Below are 23510 nucleotides of genomic sequence, written 5' to 3'. Positions count from 1 at the left end.
CTCGCTCCCAGGATGCGTGGAACAAGCAAGCGGTGTGCCACGTGGATGGTGGCTGTTTTCGGGGCGATGAGCCCCATCCTGGCACCAGGATGGGGGGCGGTGTGACCCGTTTGAGTGCGTGCTGGCCGAAATGCACCAGCGCGGAGCGGCGCGGCCTATGCCGGTTTGCGTGGAGCCTTCCGGCGCGGCGGGGCCGCCGCCGGAGTTCCGCCGAGCTGGAAGGCGAGGGCGTCGAGCACGGCGCAGCGCGGGTCGTCGGCGTCGCGGCAGCGCAGGAAGTCGGCCAGCAGGTTCAGCTGCGTGACCACCGAGTCGAACTCGAGTGCGGAGCGGTAAAGCTGGTGCACGGCGTCCCGATACAGGCTTTTCAGTTCGGCGCCGGGGTCGGGCCCCAGGCTCCTGGTGTCGGCCAGCCACAGGGCGAGGCTGGCATCGACCGGCTTGATGGCATCGAAGAACTCCCCGGTCTGGTCGAAGCGGCTGCGTGCGGCGTCCTGGCACTTGGCGATCAGGCCCGCATCCACCGCAGCCTCGTCGCCGAGCAGGGCGTCGAGCTGGAGCCGGTTGATGAGGCCGTACGGGTCCCAGTCGGGGCTGTCGGGCTCACCGGCGCCGCGGGCGTAGGCGTCCCGCGCCAGGGCGAGGGTTGGCTGGATGTCTTTCCAGGCGTGCCTCTCGAGCAGCTGGACGATGGCCTTGCGCTTGTAGGCGCTGCCGAGGATGGACTGGCGCTCCACGTTGGGCCGGCTACCCGCGGGCGCCGCGGGCTGCGGGGCGGTGGGCGACGCGGCCGAGAGGCGCACCAGGGCCTCGATGCGGGCCACCGCGTCGTCGGCCATCTGCAGCGCGCCCGGCCGGCCCTGGCGGGCCAGCCTCTCGGCTTGGCGGGCCTCGATGTTGGCCAGCAGCTCGATGGCCTGGATCGCCACGCGCCCCTGCCCGGAGTTGCCGGCCACGGCCTGCAGGAGGGCGCCGTGGGCCGCCTCGAAGCCGTCGGGCCCGAATTCGGCATACAGGCTGCCGATCGCCTGCTGGACTTCCGGCAGCGTGGCCCAGTCGGCCTGGACCTTGCCGAGCCGTTTGTCGACCTGCGCCTTGAGCGCCTTGAAGCCGATCTCGCCGCGGCGGGCCTGCCCGTCGGGGAGCTGCAGGGCGAGGCAGCGTTGCTCGAGCCAGTCGATCAACTCGTCGGGCGCCAGCAGGGGCTGCTCGTCGCGGGCTTCGGGGGGCTGGGTGCGCAGCGCGAAGGCGGGGTCGCCGTAGGCCTGGTAGGCGCCCCAGGTGTTGCAGTCGGGGTGGCGCTCGCGGGCGACGCGGCGGGCGACGTGGATGGCGTTGCCGAAGTTGGCTCCGGCGATGGCCATCTGCTCGAAGAAGGTTTCGGCGAAGGTCTGGCCGGCGTCGTCGCGGACTTCCCAGCCGGCGGCGACGACGCAGCGCACGCCCATCTCGATGAGCTCGCGGGACAGGCTGTAGGCGAGCCGGTTGCTCCCGTCGCCGAGCTCCGGGCCGATCTTGCCCAGGTGGCAGCAGTTGAGGAAGACCAGGTCGGGCACGGTTTCCATCAGCCCGATCTCGGCGGCGGACAGCAGCAGGCCGTCGGACAGCACCACGCCGCTGCGGTAGCTGCCGTCGGCGGCCTTGCGGCCGTAGATGCCGTGGGCCGAGATGACCAGCACCCGGCAGGGCTGGGCGAACAGGCGGGTGAATACGTCGGCCGCGCGGCTGTCGGGCGGGGCGTAGGCGATCTGGTAGCCAGCGCCTTCGAGAATGCCGCGGATCGCGTCGCCTTCGAGGGTGGAGCCGGGCAGGTCGGCGAGGCTGTCGCGCTCGGCCTGCCCGTCGGGCCCGCTGCGGGTTTGCCAGCCGGCGCCGCCGAACTGGGCGTTGAAGCCCTCGGTGTCCGGGTTGGCGATGATGCAGGCGCTCAGGCTGTCGGTGCGCACCACCTCGCGGCGGAAGCGCTGGGTCATGAACTGGCGGATGACGCGGGTTTTTTCGACCAGCGGTTTGCCGTCGGCCTCGAGCATCTCCCAGGGCAGGTTGGCGGTGGCTTCGTCGACGACCAGGATCAGGTTGCTCGTCTTGCGGGCGGCGGCCTTGAACTCGGGGGGCACGAGCAGCTGGAAGAGGGTGTTGCCGAAGCCGAGCTCGCGGGTGTAGGCGGTGCTGTTGGGGCCGTTCAGGGCGCTGCGGGTGAAGGTTTCGACGAGGCCCGGCTGGCGCTGCTGGACGATGCTCTCAGCCCGCGCCCGCTCGCCCATGTAGATGAACTTGATGCGCTCGGCGTAGTGGGTGGTGGGCGGCACGTCGAGCCCGGTGGGGATGGGTAGCTGGCCGTTGCGCACCTCGTCGGCGTGGCCGTAGAGGCTGAGGATGCGGCGCAGGGCATCCCGCGGGATGGGGATCTGGAAGCGCGGGGTGACGCTGTCGGGGCCGTATGACGTGGCCTCCGCGTCGGCGTCGCAGGCGACCAGGCGCGGCCAGTAGTCGCTGAAGGGGGTTGCGTCGAGGCGCTGGCGGATGCCTTCGCCGCAGCTGAGCGTGTCGGCCGGCTTGAGGGTGTAGCCGAGCCGCTTGAGATCGGCTTCGAGCCGGCCGCCGAGGGCCAGGACGGCCCGCGCGGCGGCGATGGCGGTGTCGCGGTAGATCTCGACGAACTCGAGGTCGGCCACGATGGCCCGCCGGGCGTTGCGGCTCTCGGCGCCCTGGTCGAACTCGCGGTTGGCCTGCAGCACGCCCAGGGTGACTGCCCGCACGGCGTCAGCCACGTCGAGCCGGGCGGCCGAGTTGGTGCCGATCAGCAGGCTGGCGAGCTTGAGGCGCAGCGGGGCGTCGGCCCTGTCGGTGGGCGGGGCGGGCTCGTCGAGACATTCCTCGCCATAGCGGTCGGAGGCGTGGAGCAGGTAGCGCAGCACGCCGGCGCGCACGGCCTGGGTCACCCCGTCGGCGTCGATGTGCCCCATCTCGCCCAGGCCGACGACCACCGCGCCGCAGCCGCTGTGGCGACGGCGCTCCTCGCGGTTGCGGGGCATCAGCACGATGGTGGCGTTGCCCAGCTCGCCCGAGTGGATGCCCAGGCGCTGGCGGTGGCTGAGGGCGCCATTCACCAGGTGGCGGTCGATGATGCCCTCGGCGGCGGCGATCGGGTCGCCCCGGTAATGGCCGCACAGCACGGGCTGTTGCAGGAAACGCAGGTCCATCGCCCGCACCGAGACGCGGACCTCGCTGCTGCGGGGGCGGCGGATGGCCGGGCGCAGGCGGCCACCGAGGATGCGCGCTGTGGCCTCGGGTTCGGAGAGATAGCCTTCGGGCGGGCCGGCGCGGTAGCTGCGCACCTCGGCCGCGCCCTCGCCGCGGCTTGCCGGCAGCCGGGCCAGGCTGCGCGGATTGCCGGTGACGAGGAGGGCGTCGATGTCTTCGAAATAGTTGCGGGTGCTGGTGAGCCCCATGTGGTCGACGGGCATCAGCCATTTGCGCTCGGCGGGCAGTCCGGGCAGGTCGCCGGCCGCCCAGGTCACCGAGCCGTCACCCTGGGGCGTGCCGCGCATCACGAGCCCGACGGGCTTGCCGTTGCGGCTCTGTTCGAGCACGCCGCAGGGGGTGTTGTCGGCCTGGCCGAAGACGTAGGCGATGCGCTCGGGGGCGCTGCCGACCCAGCGGGTGTCGGCGATGGCGGCCCAGGTGTCGCGGGCCTCGTCCAGCCGGCCCTGGCTGGGGCGCCCGCAGAGGGCCTTGCCGAACCAGAAGTCGTCGTTGAGGGCGGCGAGGGTGTCCCAGGTGCTGCGCTCGTAGAAGTTGCGCGGGGGGCGGCCGTCGGTATCGACGAAGCCGGGGGCGGGCAGCAGCTGGAGGGCGCCGGGGAAGGCGGCGACGATGTCGAGGATGTCCTGCAGGTCGTGGGCGAGGTCGAGCCGGGCCAGGGTGCGGATGGTGTCGGACTGGCCCAGCAATGTTTCGACGAAGAGGTGCGAGCCCTTGTTGGGGGTGCCGAGCATCACCAGCCGGTTGCCGTCCCGGGCGACGAACTTGTCCCACAGGCCGGGTCGGGTGGCCAGGGCGGCGCGCACCACCAGCCCGCCCATGCTGTGGGCGAGGATGCGAACCGGCATGTCCGGGTGGTCGTCCAGGGCCTGTTCGAGGCGCTGGGCGAACTTCTTGCCGAGCTCGGAGAGGGGTTTGCGCCAGTCGTAGGGCCAGGGCTCCACCTCATGGGAGCGCCGGAGGTAGCGCTCGAGGTTGCCGTAGGCCAGCGCCACGAGCCCGTCCTTGGCCGGCACCTCGGCCTCGTGGTCGATGCCGATGCGTTTGAGCCCGCCCCCGGCGAGGCGCAGGGGCTCGAGCCAGATCAGCTCGCCGTCGGCTTTCAGGCGGCTGCCCATGATGCCGGGCAGGAAGAGCAGCAGTGGGGCCCGGCCGGCACCCCGGCTGCTGCCTGCCGGAGGGAGTTCGGGCTCGGGTTCGGCGATGGCGGGGGCCTCCCAGTCGGGGAGGCCGGTGGGGTCGTCGGCGGCCAGCCAGCCCTGCAGGGCGCGGGGCAGGGGCTGGCCGGAGGGGGCGGGGGTGTCGTCGCGGAAGTAACGGAAGTGATTGACGTTTTCGCCCTGGACGAAGAGGGCCCGGGCACCGGCCTGCCAGGCGATGCCGCCGTACATCGAGCGGGTGTCCACCACCAGATCGTTGTCAGCCTGCTCGAAGAAGACCGAGTCGGTGAACATCCGGCCGAGGCGCTTGAGGAGGCCGCCGCCTTCGATGTCGCCGGTGATGACGCCCATCCTGAGCCCCTCGCGGCTGGCGGCGCGGCCGAGCAGGCTGCCCAGCGGCGAGTCGGGCAGCATCGCCTCGATGCCCGGCAGGGCGTGGGCCTGGAGGCGCTTGTCGGCGACTTCGATGAGCATCCGGCCGAGGAAGCGCAGCCCCCGCTCGGTGGCCGCCGCCGCTGCGGCGCCGGCGCCGGGCCCGCCGATGGCGCCGCCCGCGGCCTGGGCGCCCAGGCTGCCGAACTTGCGGACCAGCGTGAACAGGCCGGACAGAAAGATGTCGAGGTTGTCGGTGAGCAGCGAGGTCCCCCGGGCCGGGCAGGCGACGCGCACATAGCGTTCCACGCGGACATCCTTGGTGCGCAGCAGGCCGACCAGCTTGCCGAGCCTCTTGCGCTCTTCCGCCGCCCAGGTTTCGCGCTGGCGGGCGAGGGCCGGGTCGGCCTGTTCGCGGGGGGCCTCGTCGGGCCGCGGCCGGCGGCGGAAGTCGGCGATCAGGCTGTCGAGCGCCTGGCTGTTGCCCGGGGCGGTGTCGAGGCACAGCAGGTCGCCCACCAGGCCCCCGCGGGAATGGGTGACCAGATGGAGCCGGGCCCCCCTGGGCAGCACCGCCAGGAGCTGCAGGGCGTTGTCGACTGGGCTCTCGGAGAAGGTGCGGTGCTCGAAACCATAAATGTGCTCGCCGAACTGCCGCTGCAGGTCGGCCCAGGCCTTGCTGCCGGGCAGCGCGCCGAAGCCGCCCAGGGTGTGGGAGCCGGTGCCGTGGATGAAGACCAGCGCCGGGCGCCCGGCCAGCCCGGCGAGGCGGGGGGCGCCGCTCTCGAGCCGGTCGGTGTCGTTGAGGGCGCCGCCGGACCAGGGGTACAGCCCCGGGGGGCCGGCGAGCCGCTCTTCGATCACCGAGACGATGGCCTTGGCGCCGAGGGTTGAGGCGCCGGCGACGGCCAGATCCTCGACCTTGCCGCCCAGCCATTCGGACGCCCGCGCCCGGGCCAGCTCGGTGATGTCGTCGGGCTTGACGGCCAGGGCGGTGACCTGGCGCCACAGCCACTGGCCGAGCCCGCGGCTGGAGGCGTCGCGGGGGCGGAAGGCGGCGAGGTCGACGGCCCCGTCCGGGCCGATCAGGGCGGGCTGGGCGAGGGCCAGGCGGCCCAGGCGGGCGGCGAGTTCGTCGGCGCGGATGAAGAGCGTCGTGCCGTCGGTGGCCTCGAGGGCGAGCAGGCGGCTGTCGGCGTCGAGGGCCGCCGGGCTGGGGGCCTCGTCACTGCGGCTGGTGCCGGCGAGGCGCCAGCTTTGCAGGGGCGTGAGGATGTCGGGCAGCAGGGGGTCGGGCGCGGCGCCGACGGCCCGGCTGCCGGGCTTTGTAAGCACGCCCGGGAGGGTGGCGGGGGTGGCGCTCGAGGGGGCGGCGGCGGGCAGGCGGAGCCGGGTGGTGGCGGTGGGCACGACGATCTCCCGGAAGGGACGGTCCGGGGAGGGACCGGCATCAGGCAGGCCGCCCACCCCGAGGGCGGGGGCGGGCTTATCTGTTAACTCGGTGACACCGGGGGCGCACCGTCAGGCAAACACCTTCCACGCGCGGGCCGTACGGCTGCCGAAGAGCTGCGGGTTCTGGGGCAGCTGGTTGGTGGGCAGGTAGGTGGGGGTGATGGCCTTGAACCACTGGGCGTAGCTGGCCCCGGCCGGCAGCGCGGCGAGGGTCTTGAGGGCGTAATAGGTGAAGGCGCCGTTGGGGCGGCCCTTGAAGCGGGTGTCCCAGCTGAACTGGGTGTCGAGGCAGCCGGCCATCAGCAGGTCGCCCCCGCTGCGGGACATGCCGCTGATGATGGGCAGGCTGGAGACACGGGAGGCCGGGAGCTCGTCGGCCTTCATCCAGACGCTGGGGGGCAGGAAGCGGGCGCGGGGCATGCCGGCGTCGAGGTCGTCGCTGTCGCCCTTGGTGACGGAGCCCGAGTGGCAGCTGTCGGAAATCAGCAGCACGCGTACGCCAGCGGCCCGGTGTGCGAACAGCGCGGCGATCTCGTCGTCGAGGAGCACCTTGCCGGAGCCGATGTCCCACGGGCACAGGCCCTCGTCGCGGCCGTCGGGCTCGTCGCCGTTCTGGTCGGGCACCCAGGTGCCGTGGCCCGAGTAGGTGATGACCACGCTGTCGCCCTTGGCTGCGCCGCCCACCAGGCCGCTGATGGCCGACACCATGGCTGCCTTGGTGGCCTGGGCGTCGATCAGCTTGGTGACGGCGAAGCCGCGGGCGGTGAGGGCCGCAGCCCAGTCGTTGGCGTCATTCACGCAGCCGGAGAGGTCGTTCTGGGTGCCCGGGTAGTCGTTGATGCCGATGCACAGCGCCTTCTTGCTCATGGTCTGTCTCCCGTTGTTTGTCATGGCAGTGCCGCCTTCTTGTTTCAGTTAAGCAGGAGGCCGGCAAAGGTCAACGGGCATCCAGGGCGCTCAGCGCGGCGTGCGGGCGAGCTCGGCGAGGGCGGCGACCTGGTCGAGGATGGGCTGGGGCGTGGGCAGGCTGCCTGCCAGCATGGCGCGGATCAGCGCGGCGTTGGCTTCCACTTCGGGCTGGTCGGGCAGGGTCTCGAGGGGCGGGGCGCCGCCCTCTTCGGCGGGGAAGGCGTCCCAGGCCTTGCCGTTGGCGAAGGCTTCGAGGCGCGGGCGGCGGCGGGGGTTGGCGAAGGCTTCGCCCTCGGTGCCGCGCAGCAGCAGGGCCACGCCACCCTGGGCGACCAGGTGGGCGTGCATCCGCTCGAGGTATTCGGGGTGGGTCACCGAGACCACCCGCACGCTGTGGCCGGGGGCCGGGTCGAGGAGCTTGGCGAGGGTGTGGGCGCTGTTGCGCACGCCCAGCCGCACGCGCAGCGCGAGCAGCGGCTCGAGGCCGGGGGCGAGGAGGCCGAGGGGCAGGCAGGCCAGATGCTCGCCGGCGAGACGCGCCTCTGCCTCGGCGATGCTGGCGGCGGGGGTGATGTCCAGCGCCGCAAGCAACTCGAAGGGGCTGACGCGGGTCTCGAAATCATGCCGGCCCTGGATCAGCACCGGCACGCCCTGGCGCGCCAGCAGCAGCGCCACCAGCGGCATCAGGTTGGGCTGGCGGCGGGCGCCGTTGTAGGTGGGCAGCACCACCAGGCGCGGCCCGGCGGGCACCGCGAGGCGGGCGCAGCGGGCGTCGAGGGCCTGCTGGAAGCCGAGCAGCTCGTCGGTGCTCTCAGCCTTGATGCGCATCGACAGGATGATCGCGCCGAGCTCGAGGTCGGGCACACGGCCGTCCATCATGTCGCCGAAGAGGGATTCGGCCTGCTGCACGCTGAGGGGCTTGGAGCCTTTCGGCCCGCGGCCGATCTCCTTGATGAAGGGGGCGTAGGACATGGGGGGATTCCGCTGCTGGGTGAGAGTGCGCGAGTTTAGCGCGTGGGGAGTGGGGAGTGGGGAGCGTGCTGTCGCCAGCGCACACGTCAATACCGCCCCACTACCCACTTCCTACTTCCCACTTCCCGCCGCGCCGGCTACCCTCGCCCCTTTTCCCCATTTAAGGACAGTTCATGAAAGTCGGTTTCGTCGGTCTGGGCATCATGGGGCGTCCGATGGCGCTCAACATCCTCAAGGGCGGTTTTGACCTCACCGTGTGGGCGCGCCGCGCCGAGTCGATGGCGCCGTTGCTCGAGGCCGGGGCGAAGGGCGCCGGCAGCGCGGCCGAGGTGGCCGCGGCCTGCGACGTGGTGTTCTCGATGGTCTCCGACGCGGCCGACGTGGAGCAGGTGGCGCTGGGCGTCGGCGGCGTGGCCGAGGGCGCGAAGCCCGGGTTGATCTTTGTGGACATGAGCACCATCGCCCCGGCGGCGGCCCAGGTGATCGCCGCTCAGATGGCCGAGCGGGGCCTCGCGATGCTCGACGCGCCGGTGTCGGGCGGCGAGGTGGGGGCGATCAGCGGCGGGCTGACCATCATGGTCGGCGGCGACGCGGCGGCCTTCGACAAGGTGCAGCCGGTGCTGGCCTGCATGGGCAAGTCGGTCACGCTGATCGGCGGTTCGGGGGCCGGCCAGGTGACCAAGGCCTGCAACCAGATCCTCACCGGGGTGGGCGTGATGGCGGTGGCCGAGGCGCTCAACTTTGCGCGCAAGAGCGGCGTCGACGCCGGCCGCGTGCGCGAGGCGCTGCTGGGCGGCTTCGCCTACAGCCGCATCCTCGAAAACCACGGCCAGCGCATGCTCGACCGCAACTTCAAGCCGGGCTTCAAGGCCTGGATGCACCAGAAGGACATGAACATCGTGCTGCAGGAGGCCCACCGCCTGGGCCTGATGCTGCCCACCAGCGCGGCCAGCGCCCAGCTCTTCAACGCGATGGTCGGCAGCGGCCTGGGCGAGGAGGACTCCGTTGCCGCGCTGAAGCTGCTCGAAGGCCTGTCGGGAGACTGAGGTGAGAGTCGGATTTGTCGGGTTGGGCGTCATGGGCCTGCCGATGGCCCGCCACCTGATGGCGGCCGGGCACACGCTGGCGGTGTGGGCGCGGCGGCCCGAGTCGGCGGCGGCGCTCTTGGCCGAAGGGGCCGCCTGGTGCGCGACGCCGGCCGAGCTGGCGGCGCAGTGCGAGGTGGTGATCTCGATCATCACCGCCAGCGCGGACGTCGAGCAGCTGGCTGCAGGGCTGATCGAGGGCTTCGCGCCGGGCGCGGTGCATGTGGACATGAGCACCATCGCCCCGGCCACGGCGCGGCGGCTGGCGGCGCGCTATGCCGAAAAGGGTGTCGGCTGGCTGGATGCGCCGGTGTCGGGCGGCGAGCAGGGCGCGCGGGACGCGACGCTGGCGATCATGGCCGGCGGCGACGCGGCGGTGCTCGAACGGGTGCGCCCGTTGTTCGAATGCCTGGGCAAGACGGTGGTGCACATCGGCGCGGCCGGCGCCGGCCAGGTGGCCAAGGCCTGCAACCAGATGGTCATGGTGAATGCGATCCAGGCCTCGGCCGAGGCAATGCGCCTGGCGGGCGCCCACGGGCTCGACCTGGCCCGGGTGCGCGAGGCGCTGCTGGGCGGCTCGGCGGCTTCGCGGGTGCTCGACGTGATGGGCGGGCGGATGGCCCGGCGCGACTTCGTGCCCGGCATCCAGGCCCGCCTGCACCACAAGGATTTCGCCATTTTGATGGACGAGGCCCGCCAGCTGGGCGCACCCTTGCCGGTGGCCGCCCAGACCTGGCAGCAGCTCAACGCGCTGATGGCGACCGGCGGTGCCCGGGACGACACCGCGAGCCTGCTGCGGATGCTGGAAACCATGGAACCCAGGGAGAAAAAGCCATGCTGAACCCCTCACGCCGCCGCCTCGCCGGGCTCGCCGTGGCCATGCTGGGGCTGACTGCCCTGGGCGGCTGTGCCGGCCTGAGGCTGGGCATGCAGAAGCCCGAAGTCAGCGTGGCCAACATCCGCCTGCTCGACGGCAACCTGCTCGAGCAGCGCTTTCTGCTGACCTTGCGGGTGATGAACCCGAACACCAGCGAGATCGCGATCGAGGGCCTCACCTTCAAGGTCGATCTCAACGGCCAGCCCTTCGCCAAGGGCGTCGGCAACCAGCCAGTGGTCATCCCGCGCCTCGGCGAGGCGATGGTGGACGTGACCGCCACCACCGGGCTGGGCGGTCTCCTGCGTCAGTTCAAGGCCTTCAAGGGCCGCGAGAAGGTGGATTACCGGATCAGCGGGCGCCTTGTTACCGGCAATTTTGGCGGCATCGACTTCGACCAGACCGGCGAGGTGGAGCTGCCCAAGGGCCTCGGCGAGGCGGGCGGCGGCAAGGGCCCGGTGGAGAAGTTCTGAGCGGTGGGACGACGTGTAGACGAGTTCCTGGCCGGTTGCCGTGACGAGGCGCCGCTGCAGCTGGGGGTGATCCCCTTCGGCATGTTGTACGGCATCGGCGCGCTGGCGGTGGGGATGCCGGTGTGGCTGGCCCAGCTCACCTCGATGCTGGTGTTTGCCGGGGCGGCCCAGCTGGTCATCGTGCAGATGCTGGGCGCGGCGGCGGGGGCGCTGCCGATCGGGCTGACCGCGGTGCTGCTCAACCTGCGCCACATGCTCTACAGCGCGTCGGTGGCCGAGCATGTGCGGCACCTGCCGCGGCGCTGGCGGGTGCTGCTGGCCTACCTGCTCACCGACGAGGCCTACGCGGTGGCGATCCTGCGCTATGCCCGGCCGGCCGGGCCGGGGCCGGACCTGCGCCACTGGTACTTTCTGGGTTGCGGCCTCACCCTGTGGGGCTGCTGGCAGCTGTCCACGGCGCTGGGGATTGCCTTTGGCGCGCGCATTCCGCCGGAGTGGGACATCGACTTTGCGGTGCCGCTCACCTTCATCGCGCTGCTCACGCTGCTGGTCAAGGAGCGCGCCGGGCAGGCGGCGGCCCTGGTGGCGGCCCTGGCGGTGCTGGCGTTGGCCGCGCTGCCCTACCGGCTGGGCCTGGTGCTGGCGATCGTGTTGGGGCTCTTGGCCGGGGCAGCGGTGGCCCGGCGCGGGGAGGCGCGGCGGTGAGCACGCTCGCGCTGGTGGCCATGCTGGCGGCGGTGGGTGCGCTCACCTTTCTGTTCCGCTACGCGATGATCGGCCTCTTCGCCGGGCGAACCCTGCCGCGCTGGCTGCATAGCCTGTGCCGCCACATCGCCCCGGCGAGCTTTGCGGCGCTGGCGGCGAGCGAGCTGTTCATCCACGCCGGCGAGGTGGCCTTCGCGCTGGCCGCCCCCAAGCCGTGGGCGGCCCTGGTGGCGGCGGTGGTGGCGTGGCGCACTGGCAACGTGCTGGCCACCATCGCGGTGGGGATGGCGGCGCTGTATCTGTTCAAGGCCGTGCTGTAGCGGGTCGGGGCCGGTTCGGGCGGGGGGCGCTAACGCCGGTAAAGGCCCCGGTTTCGATGCTTTTTGCAGCGACGCAGCACCCCCGGGGTACCGACGTTGATGCTTTTTGCAGCGGCGTTGCACCCCCGGGGCACCGGCGTTGATGCTTTTTGCAGCGGCGTTGCACCCTCGGGGCACCGACGTTGATGCTTTTTGCAGCGGCGTTGCACCCCCGGGGCACCGGCGTTGATGCTTTTTGCAGCGACGTAGCACCCCCGCGGCACCGGCGTTGATGCTTTTTGCAGCGACGTAGCACCCCCGGGGCACCGACGTCGATGCTTTTTGCAGCGACGCAGCACCCCTGGGGCACCGACGTTGATGCTTTTTGCAGCGCTGGCCCCGGTGCTCGCCGGCGGCGGCATTGCCCGTCCGTGCTGCGGTGTTCCACCTCTGGCGGATGCTTCAGATGTTGGCGAGGGCGACCTGGCGGGTGGCGCGGAGCTGGCGGAGCAGCTTGGTCATCTCGTCGGCGGGCAGGGGGCGGCTGCACAGGTAGCCCTGGTAGGCGTCGCAGCGCCAGCGGCGCAGCAGGGCGAGCTGGGCTTCGGTCTCGACGCCCTCGGCGATCACCTCGAGGCGCAGGGTGTGGGCCATGGCGATGATGGTCTGGGCGATGGCGGCGTCGTCGGGTTCGGTGACGATGTCGGCGATGAAGGAGCGGTCGATCTTGAGCCGGTCGATCGGGAAGCGCTTGAGGTAGGACAGACTGGAGTAGCCGGTGCCGAAGTCGTCCACCGACAGCTGCAGCCCGAGCTGCTTGCATTCGGCCAGCACCTGGCGGGTGTGTTCGGGGTTGCCCATCACCAGGCTTTCGGTGAGCTCGAGGTCGAGGTAGGCCGGCGGCAGGCCGCTCTCGGCGAGGGCGGCCTGGATGGTGGCGAGCAGGGTGGTGTCGTCGAACTGGCGGGCCGACAGGTTGACGCCCACCGGCACCCGGCTGATGCCCTCCTGCAGCCAGGCCTGTTGCTGGCGGCAGGCCTCCCGCAGCACCCAGGCGCCGATGGGCACGATGAGGCCACATTCTTCGGCGATCGGGATGAACTTGTCGGGCGGCACCATGCTGCCGTCGGGCTGGCACCAGCGGATCAGCGCTTCCATGCCGATCAGCTCGCCCGAGAGGGTGTCCACCTGGGGCTGGTAGTAAAGGGCCAGCTGACGGGCTTCGACGGCCTGGCGCAGGCGGCCCTCGAGCTCGAGGCGTTCGCTGTAGCGCCTGGAGAGGCCGTGATCGAAGAAGCGGGCCTGGTTGCGGCCGCGCTCCTTGGCCAGGTACATGGCGGCGTCGGCGTTCTTGACGAGGGTGTCGCCATCGACGCCGTCGTGGGGATAGAGCGCGATGCCGACGCTCATGGTGACGGTGAGCTGGTGGCCGGCCAGCTCGAAGGGGCGGGCGACGCTGGCGATTAGGCGCTCGCCGGCTTCTTCGGGGAGATAGGTTTCGTCGAGGTCGGCGAGCACGATGACGAACTCGTCGCCGCCGGTGCGGGCCACGAGGTCGCCGTCGCGTACGCCGGTGCGCAGGCGCTGGGCCACCGCCAGCAGCAGCTGGTCGCCGGCCAGGTGGCCGAGGGTGTCGTTGACGTACTTGAAGTGGTCCAGGTCGGTGACCAGCACGGCCACCCGGCGGTGGCGCGCCCGGGCGGCGCTGAGGACGTCCGCGAGATGGCGGTTGAGCAGGCTGCGGTTGGGCAGCGAGGTGAGGTTGTCGTAGTGGGCGAGGTGGCGGATGCGGCTCTCGGCGTCGACGCGCTGGGTGATGTCGGCAATGATGCCCAGGTAGCCGCGGATCTGGCCGAGCGTGTCGCGCACGATGGAGACCGACAGGCTGGCCGGGAAGAGGCTGCCGTCACGGCGGCGCATGTCGAACTCGGCGGAGTGGCTCTCGGCGCCGGGGGGGAGCGAGATCAGGCCGATGGTGCTACCTTCGAGCGTCCAGCGGGGGGCGTGCTCATCGGGGTGGAGGATCTGCGGCGTGGCCTTGTCGATCAGCTCGTCGGCCCGGTAGCCGAAGAGGCGCTCGGCGGCGGGGTTGATGACCCGGATGGTGCCCTTCGCGTCGGTGTAGATCACCGCGTATTCGGCACAGTCGAGGATGGCCCGCTGCAGGCTGGTGGTTTCGCGCAGCTGGCTTTCGGCGCGGGCGTGCTCGTCGACCTCGCTGGCGAGGCGCCGGTTGGCGTCGGCCAGGGCGCCGATGTAGCGGCCGAGGGCGTCGTTGGCTTCGGCGAGGGCCTGGGTTTTTTCGTCCACCTGGCGGCGCACGGCGTCGGCGCGGCTCTGCACGGTGTGCTGGATGGCGATGGCCAGCAGGGTGAGCAGCAGCCCGCCGACGAGCCAGCGGCCAGAGCCGCTGTCGAGCAGCGCACCGGTGGCGGCCGCGCCCGGGCTGACGATGACGAGCCAGTGACGCTGGGCCAGGGTGATGCCTTCGGCGTAGGCGCCGAGGCTCTTGGTGGTGCTGTCGTGGCTGCCGGGCGCGGCCGCGCTCGTGAACACCGGGCGGGGCGCGTCGGTGGTGTCGAGCACGTCGACGACGAAACGCGGGGCGCCGCTCAGGCCCTCGTCAGGGGCGACGCCGTGGCGCAGGAGGGGCTCGGTGCCGACCTCGATGAAGGCGAACTCTCGCCGCGTACCGGGCAGCGGGCTGAGGATCAGGACCGCCTGGCGGCCCTGGGCGCCGTCACCCGGAAGGGCATAGGGCGCGCTGAGCATGGGTTTGCCGCCCAGCGCCGGGAGGGCGTCGCGCAGGCTGGCGGCGCTGGCTGGCAGGGGGCCTGACGGGCTGGGTTCGGCGCTGTCGGTGATGAGGCTGCCGCCGGGGCCACTGCGGAGGACGCCGACGCGCAGGATCTCCGGGTGCTGGGCGAGCACCGGGCCGAGCCCGTCGGGGCGTTTGCCGGTGCTTTCCGGGCGCAGGGTGTGGAGCTTCTCGGCGAGCTGGAGCAGGCTGCCGGCGCGTTCGCGGAGGTGATTGACCTGCACCCGCGCCTGGGCCTGGAACAGCAGGAGCCGGCTGGCTTCTTCTTTCTGGAGATTGTCGCGGTAGCCGCCGAAGGTGATGGCGAGGATGCTGCATGGCACCAGCAGCGCCAGCCCATGGCGGCGCAATGCGGCGAACACCCGGGAAGGTGTCGGGCTGCTGGTCATCTGCTCTCCTGTGTTGAAGTCTGACGCGGGGCCTCTGGGGCGGGTCCCGTCTGTAAGGCTTCTAACGGTCGAGGCAGGGCATTCTTGAACTGGAGGGGCGGTGCCGGCCTGCGCCAGCCGGCTAGCCGAGGATCAGCCGGACGCGCTCGGCCTCGGCGGCCTCGTCGATCGGGGCGTCGGCAAAACGCCGCGCGATGCCCTGGAAGTCGGACTGCACCTCGAGGAAGGCGTCGATGATGTCCGGGTCGAAGTGGGTACCGCGGTGGGCCGCCAGGATGGCGACGGCCTCGGCGTGGCTGTGGGCTTTTTTATAGACGCGCTGGCTGATCAGGCCGTCGTAGGAGTCGGCGACGGCCATCAGGCGGGCGGCCAGCGGGATGCGTTCGCCGGCGAGGCCCTGGGGGTAGCCGCTGCCGTCCCACTTTTCCTGGTGGGAGTAGGCGATCTCCTTGGCGAAGCGCAGGAAGCTCGACGAGACACCGAACAGGGTTTCGGCCTTGCTGATGGCGTCGCGGCCGAGGGTGGTGTGGCGCTTCATGATCTCGAACTCGGCGGGGGTGAGCTCGCCGGGCTTGAGGAGGATGCGGTCGGGCACGCCGACCTTGCCGATGTCGTGCAGCGGGGCCGATTTGTACATCAGGTCGATGTTCTGCTCGGTGAGCTCGGCGGCGAAGCGCGGGTGGTGCTGCAGGTGGCGGGCCAGGGTGCGCAGGTAGAGCTGGGTGCGGCGGATGTGGTGGGTGGTCTCGTTGTCGCGAGTCTCGGCGAGGGAGGCCATGGCGACGATGGTGGCGTCCTGGAGCAGGGCCAGCTCACGGGTGCGCCGGCCGACCTCCTGCTCGAGGTAGGCGTTGCGGTCGCGCAGAAAGTCGCTGGCGGCCTTGAGGGTGAGGTGGTTGCGGATCCGGGTGAGGACCAGCGGCGGGCTGATCGGCTTGGTGATGTAGTCCACCGCGCCGGCGTCGAAGCCGCGCTGCTCGTCGAGCTCTTCGTTGCGGATCGACAGGAAGATCACCGGGATGCTGGCGGTGGCCGGGTTGTTCATGAGGCGGCTGCAGACTTCGTAGCCGTCCATGTCGGGCATCGTGACGTCGAGCAGGATCAGGTCGGGCACCGGCGTGCTGGCGGCCAGCTGCAGCGCGCGTTCGCCCCGGGTGGCGATGCGGGTGCGGAAATCGGCCTTGTGCAGGCAGTTGACGATGGGCTCGATGGAGTCGGGCGCGTCGTCAACGACGAGGATGAGCGGGCGGTGGCTGTCTATGGAGTGCATTACGGCTTTTCTCGAGCGGCTGTCGGCGCCATCGACGTCTGTGCGTGGAGGTGCGCAAGTGCTTGATCATAGTCGTAATGATCAAGCGCTTCGGATATTTTTGTGACCACCGACAACCCGAAACGGGCGGTCAGGGCGGCCCGGATGGCGCGGAAGGCGTCCGGGGCGGCGCCGTCGGCGTTGGTGAGGAGCATGACCAGGCGGGCGATGGCGGCGTCCACGGCGGCGCTGTCTGGCTCCGCTGCGGCCGGGGGCGCTGCCGGGGCCGGCAATGCGTCGGCGAGCCCCTGGCTGAGGCGCTCGCATTCCCGGGCCAGCTGGTCGCGGGCGTCGGTGCCGGGCTGGCCGTCCCGGAGAGCCGCTTCGAGGCGGCGGGCGGCCTGGCGCAGGGCGTCGGCGCCGAGGTTGGCGGCGGTGCCGTGCAGGGTGTGGGCGAGCCGTTCGGCGTCCCGCGTCCTGCCGTCGGCGAGGGCTGCGTCGATACCGGCCAGGGTGTTGGCCTGGCTGCCCATGAAGCGGGCCAGGAGGCGAAGGTAGAGCTCGGTGTTGCCGCCGCAGCGGCGCAGGCCGCCGGCGGTGTCGAGGCCGTCGATATGGGGCAGGCCCGGGGGGCCGGCCGGGATGGCGGGGGGCTCGCCGCGGGGGCGCCGGCGCGTGTGGTGCAGGATCGTGCCGGTGAGGTGTTCGGGGAGGATGGGTTTGGCGATGTGGTCGTCCATGCCGGCTTCGCGGCACTGCCGGCGTTGCTCGGACATTGCGTGGGCGGTCATGGCGACGATGGGCAGATGGCGGAAGCGGGCGTCCTGGCGGATCTGGCGGGCCGCCTCGAGGCCGTCCATCACCGGCATCTGGAGGTCCATCAGGACGAGGTCGAAGGCGTCGGGCCCGGCGGCGTCGAGGGCGTCGAGGGCGAGACGCCCGTTGTCGGCCACGTGCACGGTGGCGCCCAGCTGCTCCAGCAGGCCGCGGGCGATGAGCTGGTTGATGTCGTTGTCTTCGACCAGCAGGACGCGCAGCCCGGCCAACGGGGCGGGGGCCGGCAGCGGGGCTGCGGGCGGCGGCGCGGGGGCGGCCGTGTCGCCGGGGGTCAGCGCCGCGGCGATGGCTTCGCGCAGGCGGGGGGCGGTGGTGGGAAGCTGGAGCCGGCCGTCGGCGCCTGGGAGTTCGGCCTCGTCGCCGAAGGCGGTCAGGGCGATGAGCCGGGGGCGCTCCGGGGGGCGTTGCCGGACGAGCCTGGCGGCTGCGTCGACGTCTGGGCCGGGGGCCAGCAGCAGGTCGAAGGGGCGGCCCGGATGGACCCGCCGAAGGATGTCGAGGGCGGCGGCGGGGGCGTCGGTGCCTTCGCTGGTGTGGGACAGCTCGGTGAGGAGCTGCTGGAGGATGTGGCGGGAGCGCGGGTCGGCGTCGATCACCAGCACATGCAGGCCGGAAGGTGTCTCGGGTGGCAGCGCAGGGGCCGGCTCGGCGCGGCCGAGGTGGAGCGTGAAGCTGAAGCGGCTGCCCCGGCCGGGCTCGCTGCTGACTTCGAGCTGGCTGCCCATCAGCTCGACCAGGTGGCGCGAGATGGCGAGGCCCAGGCCGGTGCCGCCGAAGCGCCGGGTCATCGAGCTGTCAGCCTGGGAGAAGGCCTCGAAGAGGCGGGCGATCTGGCTGGCGTCCATGCCGATGCCGGTGTCGCTCGCGGTGAAGGTGAGGGCAAGCTGCCCGTCGTCGGTGTCGTGGCCGTCCACCTGCAGCCGGATCTCGCCCCGCTCGGTGAACTTGGCGGCGTTGCCCAGCAGGTTGATCAGCACCTGCCCCAGGCGCAGCGGGTCGCCGACGAGCTGCCGCGGCAGCCCGGGCTGCACCTCGACGAGGAAGCGGAGGCCTTTTTCCTGCGCCCGGTGGGCGACCACCGTGATGAGGCGGTCGAGCACCTGGTCGAGGGAGAAGCGGGTGGCCTCGATGCCCAACCGGCCGGCCTCGATCTTGGAAAAGTCGAGGATGTCATTGACGATGCCCAGCAGGCTGGCGGCGGAGACCTGGATCTTTTCGAGGTAGTCGCGCTGACGGGGCTCGGGCCCGGCGTCCAGGCTGAGCCTGGCGAGGCCCAGGATGGCGTTCATCGGGGTGCGGATCTCGTGGCTCATGTTGGCCAGGAAGCGCGTCTTGGCCTCGGCGGCTTCTTCGGCGAGGCGCTTGGCGTGGCGCAGGGTGTCGAGGGCCTGGCGATGGACGGCGACGTCTTCGAGGACCCACACGCAGTGGCTGATGCCGGCCTTGCCGTGGTCGGCGTCCTCCGCCAGCCCGCTCACCGAGATGCCCACCCACAGGGGGCTCCGGGGCGCACGCTGGAGCTGGCATTCGCGCTTCCACACCGCGCGCCCCTCGAGGGCGTGCCATTGCCCGGCGAGGTAGTCGATGGGCTGGCCGGCGGCGTCGAGCAGGGCCGGCCGGGTGCCGATCAGCTCGTCGGGGTGGCGCCCCATGATGCGGCAGAAACAGGGGTTGGCGTACTGGATGATGCCGTCGGGCCGCGTGATGACGAGCATCGAGGGGCTCTGCTCGACGGCCAGCGAGAGCTTGCGCAGCTCCTGCTCGGCCGACTTGCGGCTGGTGATGTCGTAAACCCAGGTGAGCTGCGCCGGCCCGCCCTGGAAGACGATGCGCTCCATGCTGACGAGGGTCCACAGGGCCTCGCCGGAGTTGCGCCGGAACTCGATCTCGAAGTCGCGCACGGGCTTGCCCTGCTGCAGCCGGCTGATGAGCTGGCCGGCCAGCGCCGGGTCGCGGAACCAGCTCACGGCGGGCCGGCGCATGAACTCCTGCATGTCGGTGTCGGCGAGCTCGGCAGCGCGGCTGTTGGCGAACAGGGGCGGGCCATCGGTGCGGTTGATGACGATGGCGACGGGGCTGGATTCGAGGATGCGGCGGCTGGTTTCCTCGGCGCTGCGGGCCTCGCGGCTGGCCTCATGCTGGCTGCTGAGATCCACCAGCACGCCGAGCAGGCCGCCCGCCCGCCCATCGGCGAGGCCGAAGTTGCGCGTGCGGTAGAAAATGTCGTGCTGGCGGCCGTCGGCGAAGGGCAGGCGCAGGGTGAGATCTGCGGTGGACTTGCGGGCGAGGATCTGCAGGTCGCGGGCGTAGTGGGCGCTGCGCACCTCGGGGGGAAGGAAGGGCAGCTCGAGGACGGTCTTGCCGACGAGGGCCTCGGGCGTGGTGCCGAAGGCGTCGGCGAAAGCCCGGTTGCAGCCCAGGTAGCGGGCCTCGCTGTCCTTGTAGAAGACCGGGTTGGGCAGCGCGTCGAGCAGGTCGTGGGAGAACTGGAGCTGGTCGGCGAGCTGCTCCTGCAGCGCGGCCTCGCGGCGGGTGACGGCGGCCAGGGCATCGTTCAGCTCGGCGCGGGTACGTTCTTCGGAGCCGGCGATGCCATCGTCGCTGCGGGCGGCAAACCGGCGGGTGAGGAGGGCCGTGAGCGCGGCGAGGGCGAGCAGCAGGGCCGCCAGGCCGGCGCTGGTCAGGAGGCTGGGCGTCGTGAAATCGGCCAGGCGGGCAAAGCCGGCGATCCACCAGCGCTGTGAGCCGACGTCGAGCGGCGCGAAGCGGGCCCGCCAGGCCTCATCGCCGTGCTCGAAGCCGAGCGTTTCGCCCTCCGGCCGGCCGGCCTCCTTCCAGCGGGCATGGCCGCGGCCCGGGACGTCGGAGGCGCCCTGCAGCGGGGCCGGAAAGGGGGGCGGCGGCCGGGCGATGACGCGGCCGCCGTCGTCGAGCACGAGGCTGCCGCCCCGCTCGCCCAGCGGGGTGCCGCTGGCGGGCCGCAGCAGGGGGTCGAGCTTCACCTCGAAGGCGAGCCGCTGCACGCGGCCGTCGTGCCCGAGCCAGCGCGTGAACACGGCGACGCCGGTATCGCCGCTGGCGGGAAGGGGATAAGGGGCGCTCCAGCCGATGGGCGCGTCGCCGGGGGCCTTGAGCGCGGCGCTGAGCCAGGGTTGAGCCGGCCCGGCGTCGCGGGCGGGCGGGGGCGCCGGGCGCCAGCCCCCGGCGTCTCGGCGCAGGGTGAGGCCGGGGCCGTCCGGGCCCCACAGATGAACGGCGATGATCGCGCTGTCGGTGTTGGCCAGCGCCTCGGCCAGCCTCTCTGCCAGCCCGATCGGGTCGTCGGCCTGCGCTGCCGCGGGGCTGTGCAGGCGGGCGCGGTTCAGCTGGGCTTCGATTTCCCGCAGGCGGAGCAGGGTTTCGGCGCGTGCCTGGCCGACGGCGGCTTCGAGCCGGGCCTCGGCAAGCCGTTCGGCGGCGGGGGCGATGAGCAGCCAGTGGACGGCCGCCGCGAAGGCCAGCAGGCAGCCGGCCACCAGCAACGCCAGGCGCCAGGCCAGGCGGCGTGCGGGCGCGGCGAGGGGCTCAGGCCTGGTCGTCGCGGGGTGCTGCATCGGGTGGCGGGGCGCTGGCGGGCTGGGGCTTGCCGTAGGTTGTGAAGCGGATCATCACCTCGGCCATCTCGGCTTCCGACAGGATGCTCGGCGTGCCCAGCTGGCAGGCGCGCCAGTAGTGTTCGCAGAGGGTCTCGAACTCGATGGCGAGGGCCAGGGTGCGGCGCAGGTCGGCACCGAAGACGAGCATGCCGTGGTTGGCCAGCAGGCAGGCACTGCGCCCTTCGAGGGCCGCCAGGGCGCCGTCGGACAGCGCCTGGGTGCCGAAGGTGGCGTAGGGCGCGCAGCGGATGTCGCTGCCGCCGAAGCGGGCGATCATGTAGTGGAAGGCGGGGATGTCGCGCCGGTGGCAGGCCAGCGCGGTGGCGAAGGGCGAGTGGGCGTGGAGCACGGCGCCGGCCTCCGGGTGGGCGGCCAGGATGTCCCGGTGGATGCGCCACTCGCTGGAGGGGGCGAAGGGGCCGCGCCAGCTGCCGTCCATGGCCACCAAGGCCATGTCGTCCCGGTGGCAGTCTTCGTAGGGGCGGCCGCTGGGGGTGATCAGGAAGCCGTCCCGGCAGCGCACGCTGGCATTGCCGGCGGTGCCCTTGTTGAGGCCGCTGGCGGCCATCGCACGGGCGGTGACGAGGAGGCCGTCGCGCAGTACGGTTTCGTTCATGGGGAGGCTCCGGTGGGTCAGTGGCCGGCGAGGCTGGCGTGGCTGGCAATTGTGGCCAGGCCGTCGGGGGGCAGGATGCCGAACTCGCCGATGATGCCCCACAGGAGGCCGGCGGGGGTCACGTCGAAGGCCGGGTTGCAGGCGGCGGCGTGGGCTGCGGCCAGGTGGATGCGGGCGGTGTCGCCGTCGTCGGTGAGGCCGGCGACGATGCGGACTTCGTCGGCGCTGCGCTCTTCGATGGGGATCGCGGCGCCGCTCGGGCAGCCGAAGTCGATGGTCGAGCGCGGTGCGGCAATATAGAAGGGCACGCCGTGGGCGCTGGCGGCGAGGGCCTTGAGGTAGGTGCCGACCTTGTTGGCGGTGTCGCCGTTGGCGGCGATGCGATCGGCGCCAACGATGACGCAGTCCACCCGCCCTTCGGCCATCAGCCAGCCGGCGGCGTTGTCGGCGATGAGGGTGTGGGGCACGCCGGCGCGGGCGAGCTCCCAGGCCGTGAGGAGGCCCTGGTTGCGGGGCCGGGTTTCGCTGACCCACACGTGGATGGCCAGCCCGGCGGCGTGGGCGGCGTAGATCGGGGCGAGCGCGGTGCCGTGCCCGCAGGTGGCGAGCCAGCCGGCGTTGCAGTGGGTCATGAGCTGTAGCGGGCCCGTGCGGCCAGCGGCGAGGGATTCCAGCATGGCGAGGCCGTGGCGGCCGATGGCGGCGTTGGCGGCAGCGTCGCCGGCGCGGATGTCTTCGGCGGCAGCCCAGGCGGCGGCGCTTCGCTCAATGGCGGGCAGGGGGCGCAGGGCGGCCTGCATCCGGTCGAGGGCCCAGTGGAGGTTGACAGCGGTTGGGCGGGTTGCCCGCAGGCAGGCGTCGGCGGCCGCCAGCGCGGCGTCGGAGCCGTCGTGGCGCAGGGCCAGCGCGATGCCGAAGGCGGCGGTGGCGCCGATCAGCGGGGCGCCGCGCACCTGCATGTCGCGGATCGCGGCGGCGGCGGCGTCGAGGCTATCCAGGCGCACGAAGGTTTCGCGCCAGGGCAGCCGGGTCTGGTCGAGGATGACGATCTGGTCGCCGTCGCGGCGCAGGGTGGGGCAGGTGTCGGGCACGGTCGGGTCCTGTCGGGCGGTGGGCGTGATTGTAGCGGCTGGGAGGCCCGAGGCGGTGCTGCCGGCTGGCCGCGCCGGGCGGCATCTGACAGAATCCGGTGGCCATTTCCGGAGTGTTCGCCATGCCCCACTTTCCCGCCCCCATCGTGTCCCGCCTGCCGGCCGTGGGCACCACCATCTTCACGATCATGTCGCGCCTGGCCCAGGAGTGCGGGGCAATCAACCTGTCGCAGGGGTTTCCCGACTTCAGCGCCGAGGACGTGCTTTTCGAGCGCGTCGCCCACTGGATGCGGGCTGGCCACAACCAGTACGCGCCGATGGCCGGTGTGCCGGCCCTGCGGGCGGCGATCGCGGCCAAGGTGGAGGCCCTCTACGGCGCCGCCTACGACCCGGAGCACGAGGTGACGGTGACCGCCGGGGCGACCCAGGCGCTGTTCACCGCGGTGGCGGCGCTGGTGCATCCGGGCGACGAGGTGATTGTTTTTGAGCCGGTGTATGACTCGTATGTGCCGGCGATCGAGCTGCAGGGCGGCGTGGTGCGCCGGGCCCGCCTGGCGGCGCCGGAGTACCGGCCCGACTGGCAGGCGGTGCGGGCGCTGGTGACGCCGCGGACGCGGATGATCATGATCAACACGCCCCACAACCCCACCGGCACGGTGTGGACCGCCGCCGATCTGGCCGAGCTGGCGGCGATCACCCGGGGTACCGGCATCGTGGTGGTGGCCGATGAGGTGTACGAGCACATCGTCTTCGACGGTCAGCTTCACCAGAGCGTGGCCCGCGTGCCCGAGCTGGCCGACCGCAGCGTGATCGTCTCGAGCTTCGGCAAGACCTACCACGTGACCGGCTGGAAGGTGGGCTACGTGCTGGCGCCGTGGGAGCTGATGGCCGAGTTCCGCAAGGTGCACCAGTTCAATGTGTTCACCGTGAATACGCCGGTGCAGCTGGCGCTGGCCGACTACATGGGCGATGCCTCGCGCCACCTCGGGCTGGCGGCGTTCTACCAGGGGAAGCGCGATTTCTTCCGGGCCGGCCTGGCGGCCACCCGCTTCGAGCTGCTGCCCTGCGCCGGCACGTATTTCCAGACCGTCCGCTACGCGGCCATCTCGGATCAGGCCGACACCGCCTTCGTCGACTGGCTGACCCGTGAGGTGGGCGTGGCGGCGATTCCCCTGTCGGCCTTTTTCGGCGACGGGCGCGACGAAAAGGTGATCCGCTTCTGCTTTGCCAAGCGTGAGGATACCCTGGCCGCCGCGTTCGAGCGCCTGCAGCGCTTCTGCTAAACTCGAAAGCCAACTCTGGAGCCCCGG

The 23510-nt window shown here is 71.8% G+C and carries 14 protein-coding genes; 6 read left to right on the top strand and 8 right to left on the bottom strand.

All coding sequences use genetic code 11. The features are described 5' to 3' along the window. Positions 1–155: 155 nt before the first annotated feature. From ZRA01_RS01825 to ybiB, 3 genes are all read right to left on the bottom strand, one after another. Positions 156–6206, bottom strand: a complete 6051-nt coding sequence (locus ZRA01_RS01825) for a CHAT domain-containing protein (protein WP_281279818.1) — start codon at positions 6204–6206, stop codon at positions 156–158. Positions 6207–6317: 111 nt separating this feature from the next. After that, complete coding sequence (locus tag ZRA01_RS01820; protein WP_141349046.1) at positions 6318–7115, bottom strand: caspase family protein; 798 nt, start codon at positions 7113–7115, stop codon at positions 6318–6320. A gap of 90 nt (positions 7116–7205) precedes the next feature. Further along, positions 7206–8129 (bottom strand): DNA-binding protein YbiB, encoded by a 924-nt coding sequence (gene ybiB / locus ZRA01_RS01815; RefSeq protein ID WP_141349045.1) that lies wholly within the window; start codon positions 8127–8129, stop codon positions 7206–7208. Positions 8130–8302: 173 nt separating this feature from the next. On the opposite strand from ybiB, the gene ZRA01_RS01810 reads away from it, so the two are divergent. Genes ZRA01_RS01810 through ZRA01_RS01790 form a run of 5 tightly spaced genes read left to right on the top strand, consistent with a single transcriptional unit; the run spans position 8303 to position 11586 of the window. Next, positions 8303–9175, top strand: a complete 873-nt coding sequence (locus ZRA01_RS01810; protein ID WP_141349044.1) for an NAD(P)-dependent oxidoreductase — start codon at positions 8303–8305, stop codon at positions 9173–9175. Position 9176: 1 nt separating this feature from the next. Next, positions 9177–10055 (top strand): NAD(P)-dependent oxidoreductase, encoded by an 879-nt coding sequence (locus ZRA01_RS01805; RefSeq protein ID WP_141349043.1) that lies wholly within the window; start codon positions 9177–9179, stop codon positions 10053–10055. Next, complete coding sequence (locus ZRA01_RS01800; protein ID WP_141349042.1) at positions 10049–10561, top strand: LEA/WHy family protein; 513 nt, start codon at positions 10049–10051, stop codon at positions 10559–10561. Before ZRA01_RS01805 ends, ZRA01_RS01800 begins: the two co-directional genes overlap by 7 nt. Positions 10562–10564: 3 nt before the next feature. Beyond that, on the top strand, positions 10565–11266 hold the full coding sequence (locus ZRA01_RS01795; RefSeq protein WP_246093248.1) for an AzlC family ABC transporter permease: 702 nt from the start codon (positions 10565–10567) through the stop codon (positions 11264–11266). Continuing rightward, positions 11263–11586: an AzlD domain-containing protein gene (locus tag ZRA01_RS01790; RefSeq protein ID WP_141349041.1), complete on the top strand. Its 324-nt coding sequence runs from the start codon at positions 11263–11265 to the stop codon at positions 11584–11586. The genes ZRA01_RS01795 and ZRA01_RS01790 overlap by 4 nt, the downstream gene beginning before the upstream one ends. 441 nt (positions 11587–12027) lie before the next feature. On the opposite strand, the gene ZRA01_RS01785 is transcribed toward ZRA01_RS01790, so the two are convergent. The 5 genes from ZRA01_RS01785 to mtnA form a co-directional block, all read right to left on the bottom strand. Next, positions 12028–14772, bottom strand: coding sequence for a putative bifunctional diguanylate cyclase/phosphodiesterase (locus ZRA01_RS01785; protein WP_141349040.1), 2745 nt, complete (start codon positions 14770–14772; stop codon positions 12028–12030). A gap of 121 nt (positions 14773–14893) precedes the next feature. After that, positions 14894–16042, bottom strand: coding sequence for a response regulator (locus ZRA01_RS01780; protein ID WP_141349039.1), 1149 nt, complete (start codon positions 16040–16042; stop codon positions 14894–14896). After that, positions 16042–20451 (bottom strand): response regulator, encoded by a 4410-nt coding sequence (locus tag ZRA01_RS01775; RefSeq protein WP_141349038.1) that lies wholly within the window; start codon positions 20449–20451, stop codon positions 16042–16044. Before ZRA01_RS01775 ends, ZRA01_RS01780 begins: the two co-directional genes overlap by 1 nt. After that, a complete protein-coding gene (locus ZRA01_RS01770) occupies positions 20423–21109 on the bottom strand; it encodes a class II aldolase/adducin family protein (RefSeq protein ID WP_141349037.1) in 687 nt (228 codons plus the stop codon). The genes ZRA01_RS01775 and ZRA01_RS01770 overlap by 29 nt, the downstream gene beginning before the upstream one ends. Before the next feature lie 17 nt (positions 21110–21126). After that, positions 21127–22200 (bottom strand): S-methyl-5-thioribose-1-phosphate isomerase, encoded by a 1074-nt coding sequence (mtnA, locus tag ZRA01_RS01765; RefSeq protein ID WP_141349036.1) that lies wholly within the window; start codon positions 22198–22200, stop codon positions 21127–21129. Positions 22201–22322: 122 nt separating this feature from the next. Between mtnA and ZRA01_RS01760 the strand changes: the two genes are divergently transcribed. Continuing rightward, complete coding sequence (locus tag ZRA01_RS01760; protein WP_141349035.1) at positions 22323–23483, top strand: pyridoxal phosphate-dependent aminotransferase; 1161 nt, start codon at positions 22323–22325, stop codon at positions 23481–23483. Positions 23484–23510: the final 27 nt, after the last annotated feature.

The organism is Zoogloea ramigera (assembly GCF_006539865.1).
Lineage (GTDB): Bacteria > Pseudomonadota > Gammaproteobacteria > Burkholderiales > Rhodocyclaceae > Zoogloea > Zoogloea ramigera.
This window is presented reverse-complemented; position numbering and strand designations above follow the sequence as displayed.

What these genes read in the sequence shown, in the direction of transcription:
- ZRA01_RS01820 (WP_141349046.1), bottom strand. Translation starts at nt 7,115, where the DNA reads ATGAGCAAGAAGGCGCTGTGCATCGGCATCAACGACTACCCGGGCACC.
- ybiB (WP_141349045.1), bottom strand. Translation starts at nt 8,129, where the DNA reads ATGTCCTACGCCCCCTTCATCAAGGAGATCGGCCGCGGGCCGAAAGGC.
- ZRA01_RS01810 (WP_141349044.1), top strand. Translation starts at nt 8,303, where the DNA reads ATGAAAGTCGGTTTCGTCGGTCTGGGCATCATGGGGCGTCCGATGGCG.
- ZRA01_RS01800 (WP_141349042.1), top strand. Translation starts at nt 10,049, where the DNA reads ATGCTGAACCCCTCACGCCGCCGCCTCGCCGGGCTCGCCGTGGCCATG.
- ZRA01_RS01785 (WP_141349040.1), bottom strand. Translation starts at nt 14,772, where the DNA reads ATGACCAGCAGCCCGACACCTTCCCGGGTGTTCGCCGCATTGCGCCGC.
- ZRA01_RS01780 (WP_141349039.1), bottom strand. Translation starts at nt 16,042, where the DNA reads ATGCACTCCATAGACAGCCACCGCCCGCTCATCCTCGTCGTTGACGAC.
- ZRA01_RS01775 (WP_141349038.1), bottom strand. Translation starts at nt 20,451, where the DNA reads ATGCAGCACCCCGCGACGACCAGGCCTGAGCCCCTCGCCGCGCCCGCA.
- ZRA01_RS01770 (WP_141349037.1), bottom strand. Translation starts at nt 21,109, where the DNA reads ATGAACGAAACCGTACTGCGCGACGGCCTCCTCGTCACCGCCCGTGCG.
- ZRA01_RS01760 (WP_141349035.1), top strand. Translation starts at nt 22,323, where the DNA reads ATGCCCCACTTTCCCGCCCCCATCGTGTCCCGCCTGCCGGCCGTGGGC.